General features: G+C 74.6%; 19 protein-coding genes. 11 read left to right on the forward strand and 8 right to left on the reverse strand.

Annotation, left to right across the window (positions count from 1 at the left end):
• Positions 1–115 precede the first annotated feature (115 nt).
• From ACLQ2W_RS07965 to ACLQ2W_RS07980, 4 genes are read left to right on the forward strand one after another with little or no spacing between them, the layout of a single operon-like run.
• Positions 116–361, forward strand: a complete 246-nt coding sequence (locus ACLQ2W_RS07965) for a hypothetical protein (protein WP_396777176.1) — start codon at positions 116–118, stop codon at positions 359–361.
• A complete protein-coding gene (gene fxsT / locus ACLQ2W_RS07970) occupies positions 358–4,194 on the forward strand; it encodes an FxSxx-COOH system tetratricopeptide repeat protein (RefSeq protein WP_425785828.1) in 3,837 nt (1,278 codons plus the stop codon). The genes ACLQ2W_RS07965 and fxsT overlap by 4 nt, the downstream gene beginning before the upstream one ends.
• Positions 4,191–5,210 carry a hypothetical protein gene (locus ACLQ2W_RS07975; protein ID WP_425785829.1) on the forward strand — a complete coding sequence of 340 codons (1,020 nt, stop codon included), beginning with the start codon at positions 4,191–4,193 and terminating at the stop codon, positions 5,208–5,210. The genes fxsT and ACLQ2W_RS07975 overlap by 4 nt, the downstream gene beginning before the upstream one ends.
• On the forward strand, positions 5,207–6,433 hold the full coding sequence (locus ACLQ2W_RS07980; RefSeq protein WP_425785830.1) for a hypothetical protein: 1,227 nt from the start codon (positions 5,207–5,209) through the stop codon (positions 6,431–6,433). Before ACLQ2W_RS07975 ends, ACLQ2W_RS07980 begins: the two co-directional genes overlap by 4 nt.
• Here ACLQ2W_RS07980 and ACLQ2W_RS07985 read toward each other — a convergent pair.
• The 4 genes from ACLQ2W_RS07985 to ACLQ2W_RS08000 form a co-directional block, all read right to left on the reverse strand.
• Entirely contained in the window at positions 6,378–8,639 is a 2,262-nt protein-coding gene (locus ACLQ2W_RS07985; RefSeq protein WP_425785831.1) for an AAA family ATPase, read from the reverse strand. The genes ACLQ2W_RS07980 and ACLQ2W_RS07985 overlap by 56 nt on opposite strands.
• Positions 8,639–9,496 carry a hypothetical protein gene (locus ACLQ2W_RS07990; protein ID WP_425785832.1) on the reverse strand — a complete coding sequence of 286 codons (858 nt, stop codon included), beginning with the start codon at positions 9,494–9,496 and terminating at the stop codon, positions 8,639–8,641. Before ACLQ2W_RS07990 ends, ACLQ2W_RS07985 begins: the two co-directional genes overlap by 1 nt.
• Positions 9,497–9,558: 62 nt before the next feature.
• Positions 9,559–10,398, reverse strand: a complete 840-nt coding sequence (locus tag ACLQ2W_RS07995; RefSeq protein WP_425785833.1) for a hypothetical protein — start codon at positions 10,396–10,398, stop codon at positions 9,559–9,561.
• Positions 10,399–10,535: 137 nt separating this feature from the next.
• The gene (locus ACLQ2W_RS08000; protein WP_425785834.1) at positions 10,536–11,195 is read right to left on the reverse strand and encodes a hypothetical protein; all 660 of its coding nucleotides are present in this window, start codon (positions 11,193–11,195) and stop codon (positions 10,536–10,538) included.
• Between the two features lie 23 nt (positions 11,196–11,218).
• Between ACLQ2W_RS08000 and ACLQ2W_RS08005 the strand changes: the two genes are divergently transcribed.
• A complete protein-coding gene (locus ACLQ2W_RS08005) occupies positions 11,219–11,752 on the forward strand; it encodes an acyl-CoA thioesterase (protein ID WP_281944081.1) in 534 nt (177 codons plus the stop codon).
• A 181-nt stretch (positions 11,753–11,933) separates the two neighbouring features.
• Positions 11,934–13,901, forward strand: coding sequence for an acetoacetate--CoA ligase (locus ACLQ2W_RS08010; RefSeq protein ID WP_425785835.1), 1,968 nt, complete (start codon positions 11,934–11,936; stop codon positions 13,899–13,901).
• A 115-nt stretch (positions 13,902–14,016) separates the two neighbouring features.
• Here ACLQ2W_RS08010 and ACLQ2W_RS08015 read toward each other — a convergent pair whose 3' ends face one another.
• Positions 14,017–14,706: a TIGR03089 family protein gene (locus ACLQ2W_RS08015; RefSeq protein ID WP_425785836.1), complete on the reverse strand. Its 690-nt coding sequence runs from the start codon at positions 14,704–14,706 to the stop codon at positions 14,017–14,019.
• A 150-nt stretch (positions 14,707–14,856) separates the two neighbouring features.
• On the opposite strand from ACLQ2W_RS08015, the gene ACLQ2W_RS08020 reads away from it, so the two are divergent.
• Together ACLQ2W_RS08020 and ACLQ2W_RS08025 are read left to right on the forward strand one after the other, a co-directional pair.
• Complete coding sequence (locus tag ACLQ2W_RS08020; RefSeq protein ID WP_107157768.1) at positions 14,857–16,002, forward strand: glycosyltransferase family 4 protein; 1,146 nt, start codon at positions 14,857–14,859, stop codon at positions 16,000–16,002.
• Between the two features lie 63 nt (positions 16,003–16,065).
• The gene (locus tag ACLQ2W_RS08025; protein ID WP_425785837.1) at positions 16,066–17,157 is read left to right on the forward strand and encodes a mannose-1-phosphate guanylyltransferase; all 1,092 of its coding nucleotides are present in this window, start codon (positions 16,066–16,068) and stop codon (positions 17,155–17,157) included.
• A 25-nt stretch (positions 17,158–17,182) separates the two neighbouring features.
• Here ACLQ2W_RS08025 and ACLQ2W_RS08030 read toward each other — a convergent pair whose 3' ends face one another.
• Positions 17,183–17,761 (reverse strand): NUDIX hydrolase, encoded by a 579-nt coding sequence (locus tag ACLQ2W_RS08030; protein ID WP_425785838.1) that lies wholly within the window; start codon positions 17,759–17,761, stop codon positions 17,183–17,185.
• A gap of 39 nt (positions 17,762–17,800) precedes the next feature.
• Here ACLQ2W_RS08030 and ACLQ2W_RS08035 point away from each other — a divergent pair, with 39 nt between their 5' ends.
• Positions 17,801–18,841 (forward strand): hypothetical protein, encoded by a 1,041-nt coding sequence (locus ACLQ2W_RS08035; RefSeq protein ID WP_425785839.1) that lies wholly within the window; start codon positions 17,801–17,803, stop codon positions 18,839–18,841.
• Between the two features lie 245 nt (positions 18,842–19,086).
• Positions 19,087–20,067, forward strand: a complete 981-nt coding sequence (locus tag ACLQ2W_RS08040) for an ArsR/SmtB family transcription factor (protein ID WP_425785840.1) — start codon at positions 19,087–19,089, stop codon at positions 20,065–20,067.
• A 242-nt stretch (positions 20,068–20,309) separates the two neighbouring features.
• Here ACLQ2W_RS08040 and ACLQ2W_RS08045 read toward each other — a convergent pair whose 3' ends face one another.
• Positions 20,310–21,395: a coenzyme F420-0:L-glutamate ligase gene (locus ACLQ2W_RS08045; protein WP_425785841.1), complete on the reverse strand. Its 1,086-nt coding sequence runs from the start codon at positions 21,393–21,395 to the stop codon at positions 20,310–20,312.
• Positions 21,392–22,393 (reverse strand): 2-phospho-L-lactate transferase, encoded by a 1,002-nt coding sequence (cofD, locus tag ACLQ2W_RS08050; protein WP_425785842.1) that lies wholly within the window; start codon positions 22,391–22,393, stop codon positions 21,392–21,394. The genes ACLQ2W_RS08045 and cofD overlap by 4 nt, the downstream gene beginning before the upstream one ends.
• 99 nt (positions 22,394–22,492) lie before the next feature.
• Here cofD and ACLQ2W_RS08055 point away from each other — a divergent pair, with 99 nt between their 5' ends.
• Entirely contained in the window at positions 22,493–23,500 is a 1,008-nt protein-coding gene (locus ACLQ2W_RS08055; RefSeq protein WP_425785843.1) for a hypothetical protein, read from the forward strand.
• The last annotated feature ends 17 nt before the right edge of the window (positions 23,501–23,517 follow it).

The following is a 23,517-nucleotide window of genomic DNA, read 5'->3' on the forward strand; positions in this document are numbered from 1 at the left end:
CGGCGGCCCACCGCGACGACGGTGGACATCGATGAAGGCTACGATATGTTACTGCCGGAACGCTGGCTGTGCCGTGCGGAGTGGTGGTGTCGATGGATCGAAGGTTGGGCCGGAGATGTCGGAACGGGTGAGCGGTGGCGACCGGCCACTGATATCCCAACTGCTCGATGTGGCGGAACTCGACCCGGCCGACCTCGACGCCATCCCGCGCCGGCAGTTGCACCGGTCCCTGCGGCGGCTGATCGACGAGAGCGGCGACCCGACCGCCGAGTTCCTCTGGTTCGGCAACCAGGCCGACAATCCGGGCGCGCGGCGGCGGTGGACGACGTCCGACACCGGGTCCGACGGGGGGACGGCATGACGATCGACGGGTTTCCGGACGCCCCGGCGCGCGGCGCCTCCGCGTCCCGGCCCGAGCCGGGGGCGACCGAGACCAGGGTGACCGCCTTCGTCGCCGCGGAGAGCCTGACCGGGCGCACCAACGTGACAAGCAACGTGGCCTGGCTGCTGGCGCGCGCCGGCCGCCGGGTGCTCGTGGTGGACGCCGGCCGGGGGGCGGTCCGGGTGCACGAGCACCTCAGCCCCTTCTACAGCGGAGAGTCGCCCCTCACCGACCATCTGCCGCGCGGGCTGACCGACCTGATGTTCGCGTTGCCCGGGTTCACCACCGGGCAGCCCACCCTGCGGCGCTACGCCGCCCCCGCCGGTCACCTCGACGTGGTGTGGGTGCCCGAGTCGGCGACCTGGCCGCCGGTGACCGAGATCGGCGGTGGGCTGGGCGGCACGATCCGCAGTGAACTGCGCCGGCAGTTGCGGTTCATCGAGTACGACGACGTCCTGCTCGACCCCGCCGACTTCTCCGAGACGGTCGCCCAGTGGCTGGCCGTCCTCTGCGACGCGCTCGTCGTCTGCTTCCCCTACCGGGCGCCCCGGCTCGCCGACGCCGCCGCCGTGGCCCGCCAGGTGCACCGCGGCGCTCCCGCCGGGATCCGGATCATCGCCGCCACCACGCAGTCGGCCCCCGCTGACGCGGTGGCCGCCCGCCGGCACGCCGACGAGGTGGCGTCGAGCTTCCGCGGCGCCCTGGACGAGCCGGCGGTGGGCGTCGACTTCTGGCAGGTCGCCATTCCCGGCGGCCCGGAGGGCCAACCGCTCGCCCCGCTGCTGGAGGAGTCCCCGCACCGCGCGTCGGTGCTGGCGGCGTACGGCCAGTTGCTGAGTCTGCTGACGCAGGGTGAGCTGGACCGGGCCGAGCCGGAGGCGGAGCCGGTCCGGGCGCGCTACCGGTTCGGGCTCAGCCGGCCGCTCGCCGAGAACGTCGGCGAGCTGTTCGTGGCCACCCCGGAACGGCAGCGGCCGTGGGCCGACTGGCTGAGCGCCGAGCTGACCGAACTCGACATCCGGGTCCGGCCCTGGCGCCCACGCGGTCCGGCCCCCGACGGGCCGGCCACCGTGCTGGCGGTCGCCCCGGACCCCACCGCGCAGCGGGCGGGCGGGCCCGGCGTCGAGGACGACGACGAGGCGTGGCTCGACGCGCTGACCGGGGAGGTGGCGGCGCGGCCCGGCACGGAACTGCTGGTGCTGCGTACCGTCCCGGCCGGTCCACCCCCGGCCGGTCGACCGGTGGACCTCTTCGACTGCGACGAGCCGGAGGCGCGCCGACGCCTGCGCGCCGCGCTGGGCCTGGCCGCGCTCAAACCCTCGCCGCTGGACCGGCCCTGGCGGGTGGGCTTCCCGGGCCGGGAGGACCAGTCCCGGAAGACGTTCGGCCTGCCCGACCGGCCGCGGCTGTTCGTCGGCCGGGACCGGGAGCTGAGCGAGCTGCGCGACGCGCTGCTGGCGAACCCGGGCGGCCAACCGGTGTGGGTACGCGGCCCGCTGGCCGCCGGCAAGAGCACGCTGGCCCGCGAGTACGTGGCCCGGTTCCACCGCGACTACCGGCTGATCGTCTGGATCCCGGCGGGCAGCCGGCACGCGGTGCGTACCGCGCTGGCGGCGCTCGCCGACGCGCTCGGGGTCGAGCCGAGCGGCAACGCCGTCCACGAGATGCTCGCCGAGCTGCGGAAGCGCGGCGAACAGTGGCTGCTGGTCTACGACGGGGTCGGTGACCCGGCGGACCTGGTCGGGCTGCTGCCCTCCGGCCGCGGGCACGTCGTGGTCACCGGCGGCACCGGGGACCAGCCGGTCTACGGCCCCTCGGTGGCCGTCGACGGGCTGCGCCGCGACGACGCGACCGGGCTGCTCATCCGGCAGGTGCCCGGGTTGTCCGCCGCCCCGGCCGCCGCGGTCGTCGACGCGGTGGGCACGTTCCCGCTGGACCTGCGGCTGGCGTCGGGGCTGCTGGGCCAGGCCGGCATCCTGCTCGACAAGCGGGAGGCGGTCACCGGGTCGCGTGGCCCGGACGCGGCGGTGCCGGCCTTCCTGGAGGCGATCCGGCCCACCGGCGACGGGGCGTCCCCCACCCGACGGATCGTCCGGGTGGCGTTGCGGCTGATGGACGAGGAGTTCAGCGGCCGGGTCGCGGTGATGCTGACGGAGATGTACGCCTTCGCCGCGCCGATCGGCATGTCGCTCGCGCTGGTCCAGTCCCGGCGGATGCGCGGGCAGGTCGCCGCCGACCTGGCCGACGAGGACGCGACCCTGCTGCGCGCCGACGGGTGGGAGATGGACCGGGCCCTGGCGCTGGGGATGCGGTTCCGGCTGTTCGACGTCGCCTGGGGCCGCGACGGGGCGGTCCGGATGCACCCCGCCGTGCAGGCCACCGTGCTGGCCGACATGACCGCCGGGAAGCACGCCGCGCGCCGCAGGCGGTTCCTGCTCGCCCTGGCCGGGGCGGCGCCCCGGACCATCGCGGCGGCCTCCGCGCTGCGGCACGAGCTGCACCAGCACCTGCTCAGCTCCGGCGCTCTGGACGCGGACGGCCCGGACGACGTCCGCCGGCTGGTGGTCGAGCAGCTCGAACACCTCATCGCCCGGGGCGAGGACGAGGCCGCCGAGGCGCACCGGCTCTGGCGCCCGGTGCTGGACCGCTGGCTGGCCGCGTACGGCTGGCAGGACCGGATCACGCTGCGGTTGGCGACCCGCCTCGCCGACGTCACCCGGACCCTGGGCCACAGCGACGAGTCGTTGACGCTCAGCCGGCAGGTGCTGCGGGAGAGCACGGTCCTGCTCGGTCACGACCATCCGCGGGTCCTCGTCACCCGCCGGGGTCTCGCCGGTGACCTGCGCGGGCTCGGCCGGTTCCGGCCGGCGCTCATCGAGGACCAGGCCACCTGGCGGGGCTTCCGGGACCAGTTCGGCAACTCCCACCCGGAGACGCTGGTCGCGGCGCACAACCTGGCCCAGTCGTACTACCTGGCCGGGCGCACCGACGAGGCGGTCCGGGTCGCCCGGGAGACGCTGGCCCGCCGCCGGCGGCTCTTCGCCGACGACCATCCCGACACCCTGGAACTCGCCAGCGACCTCGGTCGCTACCTGGGCGACCTGGGCGACCTCACCAGCGCGCGGAAGCTGCTCCAGGAGGCGTACCAGGAGCGGTTGCCGGCCGGCCGCAACGGCGAGGAGGACACGCTGCTGCTGCGGATCATCCGCCACCTGGCGGTCATCGCCCGCCGGCAGGAGGAACTCACCCGGGCCAAGGAACTGAACAGCCGCGCCTACCTGGCGTTGCGACGGCTGCTCAGCGAGGACAATCCGCGTACCCAGTCCTGCCGGCTCAGTCTCGCCGTCGACTACCACCTGGGCGGGGAGAGCGAACACGCGGTGCGGCTGGCGGACGAGAGCCTGGCCGGCTACCGGCGCGACCTCCCGCCCGAGCATCCGTTCACCCAGGTCTGCCTGAGCCTGCGCGGGGTGCTGCTGCGCGGCGTCGGCGACCTCGAGGAGGCGGTGTCCGCCGGGCGTCAGGCCGCCACCGGACTGGCGGCCACCCTCGGCGAGTCGCACCCGTGGACGCTCGGCGGTCAGGTCAACCTGGCCGGCAGCCTGGCGGCGGCGCAGCGGACCATTGAGGCGGAACGGTTGCTGCGCGGTGTCCTCGACGAGGGCCGCCACTTCCTCGGGCTCCAACACCCGTACCTGCGCGCCACCCGGCGGCTCCTGGCCGCGTTGGTGACCGACGGCGAGATCAGCGGTGGCATCCCGTACGGGCCCGCGAAGCTCGACTTCGTCGACATGGAGGTCCCGGCGACATGAGCGCCCCCATTCCCGCCGACGAGGCGGCCCAGCCGCCCGGCGTCGACGGGCGGATCGACGTGATGCTCGCCGACCATGTCCGGGAGCGGCCGGCCATGGTGGACGCGTGCGAGCGGCTGATGCGGAGCCTGCCCGGGATGCTCCACCTCGCCCGGTACCGGACCGGGGTCTGCGACTTCGCCCTGGACGCCCCGGCGCCGGTGGCCGGCGCCCACGAGCTGGACGCCGACGAGCGGCAGCTCGTCGACCGGGACGTGGTGCACGCCATGACCACCCTGGGCGGGGTGTTGCGCCCGGCGCGCAGCGGCGACCTGATCCGGGTGGTGCTGCACACCGCGCGGGGCGCGCTCTTCGCCCTGCAACTGAGCCGGGAACAGCACCTCGTCGGCGTGGTCCGGGTGGAGGATCCGGCGGACGGGCCGCCGCCCCGGCAGCCGACGATCCGGGCCGCCGACATCGGCCTGTCCCGGCTGGCCAACGCGGAGCACACGGCCGCCGGCCAGCAACCCACCAACTACGGCGGCTGGCTCACCCCCACCAGCACCGCGTCGGGCCCGTCCGGCCCGTCCGGTCCGCCCGCCGCCGAGTCGCGGCCCCGGACCTGGGTACGCGACGAGTCGTACGCCGGGTTGGCGGCCCGCTGCGCCGGGCAGGTCCACGCCGAGGGCCTGCACTACGTGGCGGTGTGCCGGCCGGGCCGGCTGGAGGCCTCCGCGGACGTGCTCGACGACCCGCGGCTGGACGACTTCTTCGCGGACGCGTCCCCGGCCCGGCGGCGGGCCTTCTACGGTCACCTCGCCCAGCGGGTGGACGAGCTGCTGCGCGCCGTGGTGCGGTCCGCGCACCCGGCGATCGGTTCCCGGGTGCGCCGGCTGGTGCTCGACGTCGACCTGGGCGCGTTCTACTGCTATCCGGTGGGGCTGGACCGCTACCTGCTCGCGGTCACGCTCGACCAGGACCGGGTGGCGGAGGGGGACGAGACGGCGGCGGTGTTCGGCGCCGAGCTGGCCGGGTGAGCGCGCCGCCGGGCGGGGCGGGGCCGGCTCCCGCCGACCGCCGGGCCCGGGTGGTCGAGGCGGTGCTGCCCTCGCTGCGCCGCAGCGCCCTGTTCGTGCTGGTCGCCGCCGCCGGTTGGGCGTTGGCGGCCGGGCGGGGCTGGACCGACGTCCACCGGTCCGCCGGTTACCTGACGGTGGCCACCGCGCTGCTGGCGGTCGGCCTGTTCGCCAGCACCCACGGCATCGACCTCGCGGCGGCCCGGCGGAACCTGCGGCTGGTGCTGCTGGCGGTCACCGTCGGCGTACTGGTCAAGGCGGCGCTGATCTCGGCGGTGATGTACCTCGCGTTCGGCCGGCCGGCGTTCCTGGTCCTCGGGGTGGCGGTCGCCCAGATCGACCCGTTGTCGTTCGCGGCGACCCGGCTGCGCTCCCGGATGTCCGGGCAGGCGCAGTCGATCCTGTCCGCGTGGGCGTCGTTCGACGACCCGGTCACCGTGCTGCTGACCGTGTACGCCGCCGCCTGGGTGGTCCCCGCGCTGCCCGGCGATCCGGCCGGCCCGACGACGGCGGACCTGGGCGGGTTCGCGCTCTCCCTGGCGCGGAACGCGCTGCTCGCCGCCGTGGCCGCGGTGGCCTGGTGGGGTACCCGGGCCCTGCACCGGTGGGCGGTCACCCGCGCCGTGTGGGTCGGCCGGGCGGTGACCGTCGGTCAGCTCGTGGTCCTGCTCGGGCTCGCGGTGCTGGCGGTCGACCAGTTCCTGCTGCTCGGGCTCGCCGTGGCCGGGCTGTTCTACCGCCCGCCGATCGGGCGGGTGCTCGACCTGCTGACCCGCTGGGCGTTCCTGGCCGCCACGTTCGCGCTCGGGCTGGTGCTGGTCGGTGGCGTGGACCCGGTGCCGGGCGTGGTGCTGGGGCTGGCCGCCGTGGCGGCGCACGTGGTGGTGGCGTCCGTGATCTGTGCCCGGCTCCCCGCCGCCGACCGCCTCGACGTGCTGCTCGGCCAGCAGAACGGCATCACCGCCGTCATCCTGGCGCTGGTGCTGGAACGGCAGTTCGTCGGCACGGTCGCCGTGGTGGCGCCGGCGATCCTCGTCGTCAACCTGGTGCACGCGTTGACGAACGGCCTGCGTGAGGCGTCCGGCCGGGGTGGTCCGGGGACGGCCCCGGCCGGGCCGGCGCCGGCGGTCAGGCCGCGTCGTCGGTCAGGGCGGTCACCAGCTCCCGGCGCACCCGCGCACTGAAGTCGGTCAGCACGTCGCTCGCCGTCTCCGGCCGGCGGACGTCGTCGTCCACGAGGTCCCGCGCGCCGCGGAGCTGCCGCACGGGCAGGTATTCGTGCACGGCGTCGAAGATCTGGCACATCTCGTTCAGCCGGTCCCACTGGAAGGGGGCGGGACCGCCGGGGCGCTGGCGGGCCGCACGGTACCACTCCGCCACGGCCAGCCCGAACGCCTCGACGAGCGCGTTCAGCAGCGCGGCGACACCGACCGCCGACTGGACCTCCGGGGTCCGGACCCGGGCCCGGACCGCCTGCCGCGCGCCCCGGCCGCCCTCGTCCTCGACGAACGCCCGCCGGAACAGCACGCCGACCGGCGTCCGCAGGTCCACCACGGCGAAGGCGCGGTCGAACAGCTCGGTCACCGACGTCGGCAGGTCGGCGAGGTCGTCGCCGGTGCGTCGGTCGCCGGGCGGGACCGGCCAGCGTTGCAGCTCGCGCAGTTCCCGGCGGATCGCCGCCAGGTGCTCGTCGTTCTGGGCCCGCAGGTCGCTGAGCGAACCGTTGAGCAGGCCGAGCAGGTGCTGGGTGGCCGACTGGCGGCGGTCCAGCCGGGCCATGTGCGGTGCCAACGGCACCAGCGGCCCGTCGGCCGGGTAACGCTCCTCGATCCGCCCGGTCATCGACGTCACCTCGGCGGCGAGCTGGTCGGCGAACGACCGGGGGCGGTAGAGCAGCGGCTCCCGGCCGACGGCCTCGCGGATCCGGGGGAGGAAGCGCTCGGGCACCGGCTCCAGCACGACGAGCAGCAGTTCGCAGTCGCGGTACGCGTGGCTGATCCGGGCCCGGGTCTCCACCCGGGCGGCGTCGCTCTCCTCCAGCAGCGGACCGGAGACCAGGATGCCGCAGCCGGCGTCGTCCCGACCGGCCGGGATCCAGTAGTCGATGCGGCTGTCCGGGTCGTCGATGGGGAAGTAGTCCGGCTGGGAGTTCTCGTGGCCGGTGCTCACCAGCACCCGCCGGATCTCGGCCAGGATGTTCTGCGCGCCGACGCCCCCGTACAGCTCGCGGGCCGCCTCCCGGACCATGCCGGAGGTGACCTGGCCGCCCTGGTCGCGGGCCCGCCGCCAGAGCCGGTGACAGAGCGAGATGATGCCCCGGGGGACGCCGTTGGCCAGCTCGACGAGCTGCCCGACGGTCGCCTCGCTGAACGGCTCCAGCCGGCCCCGCTGCCGCCGCAGCACGTAGTCGAGCACGTCGGCCGCGCTGAGCGGGGTCATCGTGATCTGCTCGCCGCTGCGGTCCCGCACGTCGCGCCGGAGCGTGCCGAGCAGGTCGGGCAGCCCGGCGAGCAGGAGGAACGTGTTGGAGGCGGCGAAGACCCGCAGCATCTCCTTGAACGCGTCGAGGGCTTCGTCCTCCCGCCGGCCGGCGGCGGTGAGCAGTTGGTCCAACTCGTCGATGACCAGGACGAACGGGTTCGGGCCGTAGCCGATCAGCAGCGCGAAGACGCCCATCGCCTGGAGCGCGGTGGCCTCGCTGCCGGTGAGCGTGCCGGTGATCCCCCGCTCGCGGAGCACGTCGGCCGGCGGCCGACCGGCGATCCACTCCCAGACCGGGTCCTCGAACCCGCCGCGCAGCAGCAGCGTCAGCGCGCGGGCGAACTCGGCGTTCTCGGTGACCTTCCGCAGCCGGTCGCGCAACTGCCCGAGCAGTTGGCTCTCCATCATGTTGAAGGTGTCCACCACGGCGACCGGGTCCAGGGCGCCGGCGAGCAGTTGCTCGGCCAGGGGTTCGGTGACCCGGGACCGGCGCAGCTCGACGGCGAGGATGTCGGCGTACAGGCCGCGGACGCGCCGGTGCACCACCTCCCGGCGGTCGGCGAGCTTGTCGGCGAAGGTGCGGTACAGCGAGACGAACGTGTCCGGCGGGGCGGTCAGGTAGATCGACTGGAGGTCGCCGTCGAGACGCTCGGTGGCGTGTCGGACCAGGTAGGACGCCAGGTGGGTCTTGCCGGTGCCGTAGTCGCCCACCACGGCGACCACCCGACCGGCCGGCGTCTGCGGAGCGTCGCGCAGCGCGTCGAGGTAGCCGTTCATCGCGTCGGTGGCCCGGCGGACCGCCGCGGTGGGAATGGTGTAGACGGTCGACCCGGTGTCGGCGACCTGCGCCACGGCGCTCGACGGATAGGGGTTCGCCTCGCCGATCGGGGCCGGGTCGTACGCGTCCATCAAGGCTGCTCCCTGAGGCGGCGGGCTTCTCTCATGAAGTGTCGGGCCAGATCCTGCCAGGTCACCTGGTTGGGTCGCTCATCTTGCACACGTAGTGTCTCGTAAACGCCGAAGAGTAACCATTGCATCTCGCGGATCGTTGCCAATCTGCCGTCGTCTATGTACTCCTCCAGTGCGGTATCCGCCAGCGGAGGCAGCAGCCCGGGTTTCAGCCGGCCGAGCCGGTCGGCGGCGAAACGGGCCGCGTGCCGGTGGTCGAAGCCGTCGACCTCCAGGTGGACGGTGTTGCGACCCAGCACGTCCCGGTCCCGGCGATCCAGTGCGCTGGTGGTCTCGGCGAAGAAGACCATCCGCCGGGGCGCCCGCGCGGCGTAGTAGTGCAGCTCCTCGATCAGCTCCACCGGCGGCAGCAGCACGATCAGCGCCTGGTCGGGGTCCAGGCAGCCGGGCAGGTTGCGGTACGCGTCGTCGGGCCGGTCGCGCATCTCGTACGCCAGGTTGTGGCGCAGCAGTTGCAGCTCGTTCAGCTTGTCGAGCAGCGCCCGGCAGGTGTGCTCCCGCCGGGTGGGGATCGGGTCGTTCTCGTGGGCCTCCTGGCGCAGGTTGACCACCTCCGCCCGCAGCGCGTCCCGGCCGAGCCGATCGCGCAGCCAGTGCGCGCAGCGGTTGACCAGCGCGGTCTTCCCGCACCCCCGCTCGCCCCGGACCAGCACCAGCCGCCCCTCGTGGTGCAGGTGGGCGACGTCGGCGAACCGTCCCTGACACTGCTCGAAGGACCCCTCGGTGTTGTCCACCGGGACGTAGTAGTTGACGTGTTCGGCGTACCAGAGCGGGTTGAGCGGGTCGGTGCTGCCCAACCTGGGCACCGCGAACGGGTTCGGCGGATGACCCGGCGGCGGCGCGTCGGGCGGCTGGGGGTTCACCGTACGCCCGCCGGGGTGCGGCCCGGGAGCAGCCCGGGATTCTCCACCGCCTGGGCCACCTGCTCCACCTGCGCCTCCAGCCGGCTCAGTTCCGTGCGTTGCCCGCGCACCCACTCGGCACGCCGGGGATCGTCCGCCGTGCCACCGCGCGGCACGTCGTGCAGCGGGCCCGCGGACGCGTCGAGCGTGTCACCCAGCCGGCGGGCCAGCGGCCAACGCGGATGCGCGCCGGCCACCGTGTGCAGTCGGCTGGCCAGTTCCCGGCGCCGGGCCCGGAGGTCGTCCACCCCCGGGAACGGGCCCGGGGTGACCCGTTCCACGTGCGACAGCAGGGACTCGACGGCCAGCGCGTACTCCCGGGTCGCCGCGCGCAGCGCGTCCGCCTCCGTCCGCCGGGTGCCGGCGGTGGCCGACCGGCGGCTGAACCAGCCGGCCAGCGCGGCGCTGGCGGCGGCCAGCAGGATCGACGGGAGGAGGGTGGCCCAGGGCGACGGCGGCGGCGTGCCGGCGCCGGCCCGGTCCAACCGGGCGGCGGCCGCCAGCGCCCGGCAGGTGCGGTCGAAGTCGGCCCGCCGGTCGGCCTGCCACTGCTCCGGGCTGCCCCGGCGGCCGGACCAGCTCAGTTGCCCCTCGGTCGGGCCGGGGGTGGCGAGGCCGAGCGCGCGGGCGGCGTCCACCAGGCCCGGACGGTGGGCCGCCGACAGGCACCAGACCCGGGTGGCGTCGTCGACCGGGGGATCACCCCGGGTGGCCAGGCGGACGCCGAAGACCAGGAGCGCCGACGCCAGGACGACGGTGGCCACGCCGACGGCCCGTCGCGTCCTGACGGAAGGCATCGGCATAACGGCTGACTGTAGTGACAGTCACTCGTTCGTGGGTACCGCGGTCGGGGTCCGAGATCCGACTCGGCCGATGCGTCGCCGGCCCCCGGAGGGGGTGGGCCGACCGGGGACCGGCGGCCCACCCCGGGTGGTCAGCGGAAGTCGTCGGGGCTGTCCGGGCGGGTGCCGGCGCGCGGCGGCGCCGACCAGGGCGACTCGCCGCCGGTGCGGCGGGGCAGGGGTTCGGTGGGGGATTCGGGATAGGCCAGGGTGAGCGGGGCGGTGTCCGGGTCCTTCGCCGGGCCCGGCGCGGACCAGCCGGTGAGCGCGGGCTCGGGCTCGGCCGGAGGGCCGGCCGGGGTCAGCTCCGCCCCGGCTCCCTCCGGCGCGGGCCGGCGACGCCAGCGTCCACCGCTGAACACGGCCATCAGCAGCAGCAGGCCGATGAGGAACAGCGTGCCGTTGTCCAGCGGCTGGCGCAGCGGCAGCGGGTCGCCGAGCAGCTTCAGGTCGCCGGGGATCCGGTCCCGCACGGTGAAGGGCGCGACGAACAGCCCCACGTACGGGGCCGCGAGCAGCAGCCCCGCCACCAGCGGGCCGAGCGGCGAGAAACGCAGCGTGCCGAGCAGGCCGAGCAGGATGCCGGCGACGCCCAGGTAGACGGCCGGTTCGATCAGGTTGGGGGTGCTGTACGTACCGATCTCCACCCAGCGGTTGACGGTCCGCCCAGATCCGTCCTGACCGAGGGTGACGAGCACCCAGGTGACGGGTGCCACCACCAACCCGGCGAGGAAGCTCCAGAGATGTCGCATCCGCGCACCGTACCGTTTTCGGCATGACAGATCATCCTGCGGTCCCGTCGGGTAAGCCGACCTCGTACTCCCGCGTCACGCTGAGTCGCATCATGACCGCCGTCGATGTCAATCTGTACGGGACCGTGCACGGTGGGGTACTGATGAAGTTCGTCGACGACGTGGCCGGCGCGGCGGCGGCCCGGCACAGCGGCGGCACCGCGGTCACCGCCTCCATCGACGAGATCGTCTTCTCCGAGCCGGTCCGGGTGGGTGACCTCGTGCACGCCCACGCCCAGGTCAACTGGACCGGCAGCACCTCGATGGAGGTGGGGGTGCGGGTGGTCGCCGAACGCTGGGACTCGGCCGAGGACGAGCCGGTCCGGGTCGCCACCGCGTACCTGGTCTTCGTGGGCGTGGACGTCGGCGGCGCGCCCCGACCGGTCCGCCCGGTGCTGCCCGAGACGCCCGACGACGAACGCCGCTTCCGGGAGGCGGAGATCCGGCGCGCCCACCGCCTGGCCCGCCGGCGCGCCATCCAACTCCACCGCGAGGTGAAAGGAGGGGCCCCCGCTTAACGCCTCCGGTAGAGGAAACGCCCCCGCTTGCCGCGCGGCCCACATGGGGTGGGGGTGCGGGGTGTGGGGTGGGCACGCCCCGTAGCCGGCACCGGGTGCGGAGAATGGCGGTACGAGGTAGGGCAAGATGGCGCCACGGCCCATGCACAGTGTCGTGCCGGGCCCCAGGGGAGGGTGGAACGTGTCTGACGTGCTGTGGACGCCCCCGGCCGACGTGCGCGAGCGGTCCCGGATCGGTGACTACCTGCGCTGGCTGGCCGAGCACCGCGGGCTGGAGTTCGCCGACTACGACGCGCTGTGGCAGTGGTCGGTGACCGAGCTGACCGGGTTCTGGTCCTCGATCTGGGACTACTTCCAGGTGCTTGCACACACGCCCCCGACCGCAACACTGGCCGGGAGGTCCATGCCCGGCGCCCGTTGGTTCCCCGGCGCGACGCTCAACTACGCGGAGAACGTGCTGCGCATGCCGGGGCTCGGCGACGACGACCCGGCGGTCATCGCGCACGGGCAGACCCGCGCCCCGGAGACGCTCACCGCGGCGCAGTTGCGCGAGCGGGTCCGCCGGGTGGCCGCCGGCCTGCGCCGGCTCGGCGTCGGCCCCGGCGACCGGGTGGCCGCGTACGCGCCGAACATCCCGGAGACGTACGTCCTGCTGCTCGCCACCGCCAGCCTGGGCGCGATCTTCTCCTCCTGCGCGCCGGAGTTCGGCACCCGCAGCGTCACCGACCGCTGGCAGCAGATCGAGCCCACGGTGCTGGTCGCGGTGGACGGCTACCGGTACGGCGACAAGCCGATCGACAGGCGCGCCGAGGTGGCCGCGATCCGGGCCGCGCTGCCGTCGTTGCGGCACACCGTCGCCGTCGGGTACCTCGATCCGGCCGGCCCGGCCCCGGACGGCGCGGTCACCTGGGCGGAACTGGCGGCGGAGACCGACGAGCCGCTGTCCTTCACCCCGGTCGCCTTCGACCACCCGCTGTACGTGCTGTACTCCTCCGGCACCACCGGCCTGCCGAAGCCGATCGTGCACGGCCACGGCGGCATCCTGCTGGAACACCTGAAGATGCTGGCGCTGCACCACGACCTGGGGCCGGCCGACCGGTTCTTCTGGTTCACCACCACCGGCTGGATGATGTGGAACTTCCTGGTCTCCGGGCCGGCGGTGGGCGCGGCGATCGTGTTGTTCGACGGCAATCCGGGCCATCCGGACCTGGGCGCGCTGTGGCGGCTGGCGGCGGAGACCGGCACCACCTACTTCGGCACCTCGGCCCCGTTCCTGCTGGCCTCCCGCAAGGCCGGGCTGGTGCCGCGGGAGATCGCCGACCTGTCCGCGCTGCGCGGCCTCGGCTCGACCGGCGCGCCGCTGCCCGCCGAGGGCTTCACCTGGGTGTACGAGAACGTCAGCGACCGTCTCCAGCTCCAGTCGCTCTCCGGCGGCACGGACGTCTGCACCGGGTTCGTCGGCGGCGTGCCGCTGCTGCCGGTGCACGCCGGTGAGATCGCCTGCCGGGCGCTCGGCGCGAAGGTGGAGGCCCGCTCCGCAGATGGCTCGGCGGTGATCGGCCAGCTCGGCGAGCTGGTGATCACCGAGCCGATGCCGAGCATGCCGGTCGGGTTCTGGAACGACCCGGACGGGGCCCGCTACCGGGAGGCGTACTTCGAGGTCTATCCCGGGGTGTGGCGGCACGGCGACTGGATCACGGTGAACGAGCGCGGCGGCTGCGTCATCACCGGCCGCTCGGACGCCACCCTGAACCGGGGCGGCGTGCGCCTCGGCACGGCCGAGTTCTACTCCGTGGTGGAGGGGCTCGACGAGGTGGTCGACTCGGTGGTGGTGCACCTGGAGGACGACGAGGGCGGCGCCGGGGAGCTGCTGCTGTTCGTGGTGCTCGCGGACGGCCTGGAGCTGGACGACGCGATGCGGAAGAAGATCTGCCGTGAGCTACGGACCGCGCTGTCGCCCCGGCACGTGCCGGACGAGATCCACCAGGTCCGCGCGGTCCCGCGCACCCTGAGCGCGAAGAAGCTGGAGGTCCCGGTCAAGAAGATCCTCACCGGCACCCCGGTCGACGCGGCGGCGGCCAAGGGCGCCCTGGTCAACCCCGAGTCCCTCAACGCGTTCGCCGCCCTGGCCCAGCAGCGCGCCTCCTGACCCCCACCCACCCACCCACCCACCCCGTCGATCTTGCACTTGTTGCCCCGACGAAAGGGGCGAATGCCCCACCCCGAGGGCCGCAACTGCAAGATCGCGGGGAGCGGTGAGGAGGTCAAGTCAGGGTGTGGGTGGTTTTCTCGGTGTCGGCGCGGGCTGGCAGGCAGGTCGGGGTGGGGTGGGCGCAGGCGACCACCGTGGCGCGGGCGGTCAGCGGGGCCAGCAGCCAGTCCACCGGGTCGGGATGCCGGGTCACGTCGACCAGCAGGCGGTCGCCGGGGGCGAGGCCCAGCTCCGTGGCGCGGGCCTCCGCGCGGGCCAGCAGCGCCGCGTCCCCCGCCCCACCCGAGGGGTACGCGGTGAAGTGGTCGCCGTGCCCGCGTACCGCCGACACGAAGTCGGTGCAGCCGGCCGGCACCTGCCGCATCGGCAGCGCGAACGGGTCCAGCGCCAGCGCGTAACGCTCGCCGGCCGGCCAGCGGGCCGCCTCGTCGACCCGGTCGACGGCGGTGAACAGCACCTCCACCTGGCCCGGCGCGTCGACCACGGTCAACGAAGCCGACCAGCAGCCGAGCAGCACCGCGGCGGTCTGCCAGTGCGGCGGCAGCAACACGCCGGCCATCTCGTCCGGTGCGGTGCCGACCTCGTCCACGAGCAGGTTGGCGGTCTTGGCCACCCAGTTCGCCAGCGTCGCGCCGGAAAGCTCGGTGCGCTCGCCGGTGGCATCGTCGTACCAGGTCAGCAGCGGTCGGGTGGGATCGGATGCGATCGCGTCGGCGAAGACCCGGGCAATGTTGTCGGCCATCGGAGCGAACGATACGCGCCCGGACCGCGTACTCGATGACGACGACAAGTCGGCGTACCGTCGGGTCGCAGTCAGCGTCGGACGGCCCGCGCGGCGTAGGCTTGCCGACAGTGTTCTTTCCCACAACCGCGCCATCTGAGGAGTCGCCCCGTGACCGCCGGTCGCCCGCCCCGCGTTCTCATCGACGCCACGAGTGTCCCCGCCGATCGCGGCGGCGTCGGTCGATACGTCGACGGCCTGCTCGGCGCGCTCGGCCGGGTCTGCGGCGACGGCGTCGACCTGGCGGTGGTGAGTCTCCGCACCGACCTGGAGCGCTACACCCGGATGCTGCCCGGGGCCGAGATCGTCCCGGCGCCGGCGGCGGTGGCGCACCGGCCCGCGCGGCTGGCCTGGGAGCAGACCGGCCTGCCGCTGCTGGCCCAGCAGGTCGGCGCGGAGGTGCTGCACTCGCCGTTCTACACCTGTCCGCTTCGGGCCGGGTGTCCGGTGACGGTCACCGTGCACGACGCGACGTTCTTCACCGAGCCGGAGCACTACGACAAGTCGCGCCGGACGTTCTTCCGCAGCGCGATCAAGACCTCGCTGCGTCGCGCCGCCCGGGTGATCGTGCCGAGCAAGGCCACCCGGGACGAGCTGATCCGGCTGCTGGACGCCGACCCGACCCGCATCGACGTCGCCTACCACGGTGTCGACCAGGCCGCCTTCCACGCGCCGGGCGACGAGGAGAAGGCCCGGGTCCGGGCCCGGCTGGGGCTGGGTGACAACAGCTACATCGCGTTCCTCGGCGCCAAGGAGCCGCGCAAGAACGTGCCCAACCTGATCCGCGGTTGGGCCCGGGCGGTGGCCGACCGGCCGAACCCGCCGGTGCTGGTGGTGGCCGGCGGCCAGGGGCACGACGACGACATCGACCGCGCGGTCGCCGAGGTCCCGTCGCACCTGCGGCTGCTGCGCCCCGGCTACCTGCGCTACGCCGACCTGCCCGGCTTCCTCGGCGGCGCGCTGGTCGCCGCCTACCCGTCCTACGGCGAGGGCTTCGGGCTGCCGATCCTGGAGGCGATGGCGTGCGCCGCGCCGGTGCTCACCACGCCGCGGCTCTCGCTGCCCGAGGTGGGCGGCGACGCGGTGGCGTACACCAGCGAGGACCCGGATCAGATCGCCGCCGACCTGGGCGCCCTGCTCGACGACGAGCAGCGGCGGCTGTCGCTGGCCAAGGCCGGCTTCGACCGGGCCAAGGAGTTCACCTGGGAGTCCAGTGCCGAGGTGCACATCGCCGCCTGGCGGCGGGCCCGCGCCTGACCGGCGGGTGGCGCGCCGCGTCATCCGCCGTGGCGGCTCGCCCGCTTCGGGCATGATGTGCTGATGTTCTACGCCGTCATCCCGGCGGGCGGCAGCGGCACGAGGTTGTGGCCGCTGTCCCGCGCCGGCCATCCCAAGTTCCTCCACCCGCTGACCGGCACCTCCGCCTCGCTGTTGCAGGCCACGGTGGACCGGTTGGGGCCGCTGACCACACCGGAACGCACACTGGTGGTCACCGGGGCCGCGCACGCCGCGGCGGTGGCCCGGCAACTGGCTGGCCTGCCGGAGGAGAACATCCTGGTCGAGCCGTCGCCACGGGACTCCTGCGCGGCCATCGCGCTGGCCGCCGCGGTGATCGCCGGCCGCGCCCCGGACGCGGTGATGGGCGCGTTCGCCGCCGACCACCTGATCGCCGACCCGGTCGGCTGGGCCGAGGTCGTGCGACAGGCGATCCGCGGGGCCGAGCAGGGGCTGCTGATGACGGTGGGCATCACCCCGACCCGGCCGGAGACCGGCTACGGCTACCTGGAGACCGGTGACCCGGTCGGCGCCGGGCCGCTGCGCCCGGTGCACGAGTTCAAGGAGAAGCCCGCGGCCGAGGTGGCCGAGGGATACCTCCGTTCCGGCCGGCACCTCTGGAACGCCGGCATGTTCGTCTGGCGGGTGGACGTCTTCCTGGCCGAGCTGGCCCGCCAGCAGCCGGCGCTGCACGCCGGGATCACCGCGATCGCGGCGGCCTGGGGCAGCCCCGAGCAGGACGACGTGCTCGGCACGGTCTGGCCGACGCTGCCGAAGATCTCGGTCGACTACGCGGTGATGGAGGGCGCGGCGACCGCCGGCCGGGTGGCGACCGTGCCCGGCGACTTCGGCTGGAACGACGTCGGCGACTTCCACACGCTCAGCGAGGTGCTGCCGGCCGACGCCGCCGGCAACGTGGTGCTCGGCGGCGACGCGAAGCCGGGCGTGCTGCTGCACGACACCACCGGCACCGTGGTGGTGCCGCACTCCGGCCGCCTGGTCGCCACCGTCGGCGTGCGTGACCTGATCGTGGTGGACACCCCGGACGCGCTGTTGGTCTGCCCCCGGGACCGGGCACAGGACGTGAAGAAGATCGTCGACCAGCTCAAGGAGCGCGGCGAGGAGGGCCTGGTCTGAGCCGCCGCGCCGCCGGCCCGTCCCGTCACCCGGTGGCGCGACGGGCCAGCGCCGCGAGCGCCGGCGCCACCAGTTGGGCGGTCCCGCCGGCCAGCGGTTCCGGCAGCCGGTCGGGCGGGAACCAGCCCAACGCCTCGGACTCGTCGCTGACCCGTTCGACCGCGCCGGCCGGGGCGAACACCGCGTACCGGACGTCGTAGTGCAGGGAGCCGCCCTGGCAGGCGACCTGGTGGACGTCCACGTCGATCGGTACCGGGTCCAGGGTCAGGCCGGTGATCCCGGACTCCTCGGTCGCCTCGCGCAGCGCCGCCGCCGCCAGCGTCCGGTCGCCGGGCTCGCAGTGCCCGCCGAGCTGCACCCACTTGCGGAACCTGCCGTGCAGGCAGAGCAGCACCCGACCGCCGGTCGGTTCGAGGACCAACGCGCTGGCGGTGACGTGCCCGGGCCGGTGTGCGCGGCTCATCGCCACCGGCCCGGCGGCCAGCAGCGCCAGCGTCCGGTCCCGGTTGGCGGCGGCGGCCGGGCTGGTCGCCGTCCAGCGGCTCAGCGTCGTCGTGGCGTCGGCGTGCAGGTCGGCGTACGCGGTGTGATCGGTGTCGGGCACCCGGACACTGTACGAGCGCGGCCTCCGTACCCTGACCCGGTGACCCTTCGACTCGTCGAGTTCCTGGTGGCCGGCAACGAGGCCAGCGACCTGCTGCCGGTCCGTTCGCCGACGCTGCTGCGGGCGTACGGCGCGCGGCGCGGCTTCTGGACCGTGCTGGACGAGGGGCCGGTCGAGCAGTGCCTGGCGTTGCTGCTGGAACGCGACGACGGTGAGTGGGTGGCGCACCACGTACCCGCCGACGCGGGCCCGGAGAACGGCCGCACCGAGGACGGCGAGGCGCTCGCCCACCACGACGGCTGGGTGTACGTCTTCGGCTCGCACTTCGGGTCGAAGGCCGGGCCGTTGCGGCCCCGGCGCGCGTTCGTGGCCCGGTTCCGGGAGGACGACGCGGTGTCCGGTCCGCTCGCCGTGCACGTGGTGCGCAACCGGTTCCGGCTGCACCGGGCGATCAACGACGCGCTCGTCGCCGCGCCGCTGGCCACGCTGCCGCCGGGCGAGCGGGTCCGGCAGCGGTTCGTGACGGAGACCGTCGCGCGCGGCACCGCCCGGGCCAAGGGCTGGGTGAGCCGGCTGGCCGAGGACGACCTGCCGCTGAACGTGGAGGCGGCGGCGTTCACGCCGGCCGGGACGGCGCTGCTCGGGCTGCGTTTCCCGGTGACCGCCGCCGGTGAGCCGATCTACGTGGAACTGGCCGGGGTGGCGGGGATGTTCGACCGGGCCGCGCCGAGCTGGCCCCGGGCGCTCGGGGCGTACGCGCTGACCGGGGTGACGCCGGCCGGCGCGCTGGCCGGCTTCCGCGCGATCACGCCGACCGACGACGGCGGCTACGCGGCGGTGATCGGGTCGATCGACGCGCTGGGCAAGGGTTCGGTGCTGCTCGACGACCACCCGCACGGCGGGAAGGTGACGTCCCGCCACGTGCGGTTCCGCCACGCCGCCGCGGACGACGCCCGGGTGGGCGCGGAGCTGGTGGCCGAGCTGGCCCCGTTCCACCACGTGGAAGGGCTGGCGGAGGAGGCGGGACGCTGCTATTACGTGACCGACGAGGACCACCGGGTGGCGCTCTGGATCGGATGAGCGAGGGCCGGACGGCACCCCTGCGGAACGAATCCGCAGACCCTCGTGGTGCCGTCCGGCCACGCCCGTCAGCCGGCGCCCGGGTCGACACTGCGCCCCGGCGTCGGCGGGCAAGGGAGAGTCTGCCGAACCGGCCGCCCTACCGTCGAGGTCTTTCACGTCACGCTTAAAGATGGAGATTACTGCCGGCGGGTAAAGTGCCAGGGGTGGCGGGCACCTCCGCCGTCCACCCGGGAGCGCTCTCCATGCTGAAGATTATTTTCTCGAGTGAGGACATTCTGCGGACCCGGGTCGCCCCGGCCGCGGACCCGCTCTGGGAACTGGTCCTCAGCCTGCACCTGCTCCAGGGGCGCGGCCGTGACCCCATGATGACCACCTGGCGGCGCGCCGTCGCGCAGGGGCTGCGGGCCGAGAACAGCGCCGAGCGCTACCGGTTGCTCCTCGCGCTCAATCCACCGCGCGGCTACTTTCCCGACTTCCTCACGCCGTCCGCCAGCAAGGACGGCATCGAGGCAGGGCTGGAGGCGGTCCGCGGCACCCCGCGCGGCATGCTGCGCCGTGACCTGACCATGCTGGCCACGGAGACCCCGCTGCCGCCCTCGGCGACCACGCTCGCCCGGGGCGAACCCGAGGTGTTGGAGCACCTCACCGACGCCATGGCGCGCTACCAGTCCCTGGCCGTCACGCCCTACTGGGCCCGGGTCCAGGCCGCCGTCGAGGCGGACCGGGCCCGCCGTGCCCGAGCCATGCTCGACGGTGGTGCCGAGGGATTGCTCGCCAGCCTGCGACCCGCCATGCGGTGGGGCGGCGGGGTGCTCGAGGTGCTCGACTACCCGGACAGCCGGGAGCTGCACCTGGACGGCCGAGGACTGCTGCTCGTCCCGTCGTTCTTCTGTTCCCGCACTCCGGTGGCGCTTGTCGATCCGACGTTGCCCCCGGTGCTGGTCTACCCGGTCGACCGGCTCGGCGGCCTCACGCCCGGCCTCGGCGCCGGGCAGAGCGAGGCGCTCGCCGCGCTGCTCGGCCGCACCCGCGCGGCGGTGCTCCAGGTCGCCGACGAGGGCTGCACCACCGGCGAGATGGCCCGGCGGCTGCGCATCTCCGCCGCCGCGGCCAGTCAGCACACCACCGTGCTGCGCAACGCCGGGCTGCTGGTCAGCCACCGGGACCGCAACACCGTGCTGCACACGCTGACCCCGCTGGGCCGCGCCGTCCTCGACGCCTGACCGCGCCGTCCACGGTGGCTCGAGCGTGCCGTCCACGGTGCCTGAGCGCGCCCTCCTCGCTACCCGACCGCGCGGTCCTCGGGCCGGACCGCGCCGAGCCGGGCCGGACCGCGCCGGACCGGACCGCGCCGAGCCGGACCGGACCGGACCGCGCCGAGCCGGACCGGACCGGACCGCGCCGAGCCGGACCGGACCGGACCGCGCCGGACCGGACCGGACCGAGCCGGACCGCGCCGAGCCGGTCAGAGTGCCAGCGTGGCGCTGGCGGTGCTGCCGGCCGGCGGTGGCAGCAGCACCGACCCGATGCCCTCGGCGGCCAGCGCGGTGCGCAGGCGTTGCAGGTCCGCGCCGAACCGGACCAGGTCCGGCCGGTCGACAGGCGTCGGCGCCGCGCCGAGCAGCAGACCGGTGGCGGTGGCCGGCCAGTCGGGCACCGTGGCGGCGAACCCGGCGCGTACCTCGTCGTCGGTGACATGGGTGAACACGGTGCCCGGGGCCACCAGGTCGGTGACCGCGGCGATCGCCCGGTCCACCGCGGCCGGGTCGGGGGGCGTCGGGCCGGTCCCGTCGGGGATCGTGGCCGCCGCCCGGAGGCCGGCGGCGTGCGCCTCGGCGGTGCCCAGCGAGAAGAGGTCCAGCGAGGCGTCCCGCACCAGCGCGCGGGCACCCTCGTCGTCGTCCCGGGTCGCGGCGAGGTAACCGCGGACCACGGCGACGGGCACCTGGTCGCACTTGCCCTTGATCAGCTCACCGGCGGCGGCCAGTTCGTCGACCACCGCCATCTGGGTGAGCTGGAGTTCGTTGCCGTACGGGTCGACCTCGCCCCGGTGGTCGCGGATCGCCGGCATGCCGGCCACGCCGAGCGCCACGTCGGTCAGGCCGTTGCGCCACGGGCGGCCCATGGTGTCGCTGACGACGACCGCGACGTCCAGACCGTGCCGCTCGCGCAGCGCGGCCCGCAACGCCCGGGCGGACGCGTCCGGGTCCACCGGCAGCAGCACCAGGCGGGTCTTGTCCACGTTGGACGCGTCGATGCCGGCGGAGGCCATCACGAAGCCGTGGTGGGTCTGCACGATCCGGGTCGCGCCCCGGGTGGCGACCACCCGGGCGGTCTCGGCGGCCAGCACCCGGTCCCGCGCGGCGAGGCGCTCCGGACCGTCGGCGGGCACGTCGACCAGTCGGCCCTCCGCCTTCGACACGATCTTGCTGGTGACCACCAGCACGTCGCCGTCGCGCAGCCAGGGCGCCGCGCCGGCGATCAGCGCCGCCAGGTCGTCGCCCTCGGTCACGTGGCCGATGCCCGGCACCGGCAGGATCTCCAGCCTCACATCAACTCCAACGCGGCGCGCACCATCGCGGCGGTCGCCGCCTCGTCGGTCATCCGCAGCGGCGCCGCGCGGACGGTCACGCCCGGCACCACGGCGTCCTCGTCCTCCGGGGCGACCAGCCAGCCGTCGAGCAGCCCGCCGCCGGACCGGCTGCCGTAGAGGGCGCCCACCCCGGCCGCGCTGCACTCCACGCCGAGCACGGCCAGGCAGCGGTCGGCCATGCCGCGGACCGGCGCGCCGCCGATGATCGGCGACACCCCGATCACCGGGGCCGGACCGCCGACCACCGCGTCGCGCAGGCCGGGCACGGCAAGCACCGGGGCGACGCTGACCACCGGGTTGCTCGGCGCGATCAGCACCACGTCCGCGGCGGCGATCGCCTCGACCACACCGGGCGCGGGCTTCGCCGCCTCCGCGCCGACGAAGACGAACTGCTCGGTCGGCACCTCGGCCCGGTACCGCACCCACCACTCCTGGAAGTGGACCGCCCGTCGCCCCTGCTCGTCGGAGACAGTGCCGGCGCTGTTCGCGACTGCGGGGCTCGCAAGCTCACTCCTCCCGCTCACGATCGCGTGCGTCTCCAGCCGCTCGTCGGTGGCCGGCAGCAGGCGTACGCCGGGCTGCCAGCGGGTGGCCAGCGCCTCGGTGACCTGGGACAGCGGGTAACCGGCGTTGAGCATGGAGGTGCGCACCAGGTGGGTGGCGAGGTCCTTGTCGCCGAGGCCGAACCAGCTCGGCTCCGCCCCGTACGCGGCCAGCTCGGTCTTCACCGTCCAGGTCTCACCGACCCGCCCCCAGCCACGCTCCGGGTCGGCGCCACCGCCCAGCGTGTAGAGCACGCTGTCCAGGTCGGGGCAGACCTTCAGCCCGTGCAGCAGCAGGTCGTCGCCGACGTTGACCACGGCGGTCACGTCGGCGCCGGTCTCCCGGGCGTACGCCCGGACGCCGAGCAGGAACCGGGCGCCCCCGATGCCGCCGGTCAGTACCACGATGCGCATGCCGTCCATCCTTCCGCACGTGCCGCCGTGGATCGCCCGGTGGCCGGAGAGACTAGGCTCACGTCGCCAACTGTCCGCTTTCGTCCCCTGGGGGAGTCCGTGACCAGCCCCACCGAGCCCGCGTCCGGTGACGCCGCGCAGGCCAGCCAACTGACCAAGCCGCTGCGCGAACTGGCCGCGCTCGTCCTGCTCGGCGCGAACGCCGTGCTGCTCTTCGTCGGCCTGCTGCGCCTGCTGGTGCCGGTCGACGACTACAGCACGTTCGGCGGTCGGGCCGGCAGCACCTACTTCACCTTCGTCGGGCTGGAGTCGACGGTCCTGCCGCTGCTGGCCGTGCTGCTCGCCACGCACATCCGTCCGGTGCTGCCGAAGGCGAAACTGATCACCCAGGTGGCGTTGATCGAGTTCGCCGTCTCCGCCGTCTTCGGTGCGCTGACGTTCCTGATCTGGCTGGTGAACCGGCTCGCCGACGGCGAGGTGCTTGACGCGTTCCTCGGGCTGCTCACCCGGGTTGCCTGGCTGGCCGTCTTCGCGATCGCCGGGTTCGTGGTGTTCAAGATCTGGCGCACGCTCTACTACGTGCCGAAGCCCAAGCCGCAGCCCGGCGTCTACGGTCAGGCCCAGCCGGGCTGGCCGCAGCAGCCCGGTCAGCCCGGCGGCTACCCCGCCCAGGGCGGTTACCCGCCGGCCGGGGTGCCGCCGCAGCCGGGCCAGGCCCCGGCGGGCTACCCGTCGGCGGGCGCGCCCCCGCAGCCCGGTTGGCCGCAGGCCGGTCCGTACGGCCAGCCGCAGTCGGCGCCGCCGTTCAACACCGCCCCGCCGCACGCCCCGCAGTCGGCCCCGCCGTTCGCCGGCCAGCAGCCGGGCCCGCAGTTCGGCGCCCCGCAGGCCGGCCCGCAGGCGGGGGGTCCGCAGTTCGGCGCCCCGCAGTTCGGTGCCCCGCCGGCCGGTTCGGCGCCGTCGGCGCCGCCGTTCGGTCAGCCGCCGTCGGCCGACCCGACCCAGGCGATCCCGCGCCAGAGCGCCGAGCCGGGCCAGCCGGCGTCCCCGGCCGACGACGAGCGCACCCAGCGCTTCGACCGCGAGGACCCGAACCAGCCCCGGTGAACCCGGTGGCGGGCGGC

Origin of the sequence: Micromonospora sp. DT227 (assembly GCF_049841835.1) — a bacterium.
Classification (GTDB): Bacteria; Actinomycetota; Actinomycetes; order Mycobacteriales; family Micromonosporaceae; genus Micromonospora.

Bases quoted from the DNA above. Each gene is read 5' to 3' on its own strand.
- ACLQ2W_RS07965 (WP_396777176.1), top strand. From the start codon at position 116: ATGTCGGAACGGGTGAGCGGTGGCGACCGGCCACTGATATCCCAACTG.
- fxsT (WP_425785828.1), top strand. From the start codon at position 358: ATGACGATCGACGGGTTTCCGGACGCCCCGGCGCGCGGCGCCTCCGCG.
- ACLQ2W_RS07975 (WP_425785829.1), top strand. From the start codon at position 4,191: ATGAGCGCCCCCATTCCCGCCGACGAGGCGGCCCAGCCGCCCGGCGTC.
- ACLQ2W_RS07985 (WP_425785831.1), bottom strand. From the start codon at position 8,639: ATGGACGCGTACGACCCGGCCCCGATCGGCGAGGCGAACCCCTATCCG.
- ACLQ2W_RS07995 (WP_425785833.1), bottom strand. From the start codon at position 10,398: ATGCCTTCCGTCAGGACGCGACGGGCCGTCGGCGTGGCCACCGTCGTC.
- ACLQ2W_RS08000 (WP_425785834.1), bottom strand. From the start codon at position 11,195: ATGCGACATCTCTGGAGCTTCCTCGCCGGGTTGGTGGTGGCACCCGTC.
- ACLQ2W_RS08005 (WP_281944081.1), top strand. From the start codon at position 11,219: ATGACAGATCATCCTGCGGTCCCGTCGGGTAAGCCGACCTCGTACTCC.
- ACLQ2W_RS08015 (WP_425785836.1), bottom strand. From the start codon at position 14,706: ATGGCCGACAACATTGCCCGGGTCTTCGCCGACGCGATCGCATCCGAT.
- ACLQ2W_RS08025 (WP_425785837.1), top strand. From the start codon at position 16,066: ATGTTCTACGCCGTCATCCCGGCGGGCGGCAGCGGCACGAGGTTGTGG.
- ACLQ2W_RS08040 (WP_425785840.1), top strand. From the start codon at position 19,087: ATGCTGAAGATTATTTTCTCGAGTGAGGACATTCTGCGGACCCGGGTC.
- cofD (WP_425785842.1), bottom strand. From the start codon at position 22,393: ATGCGCATCGTGGTACTGACCGGCGGCATCGGGGGCGCCCGGTTCCTG.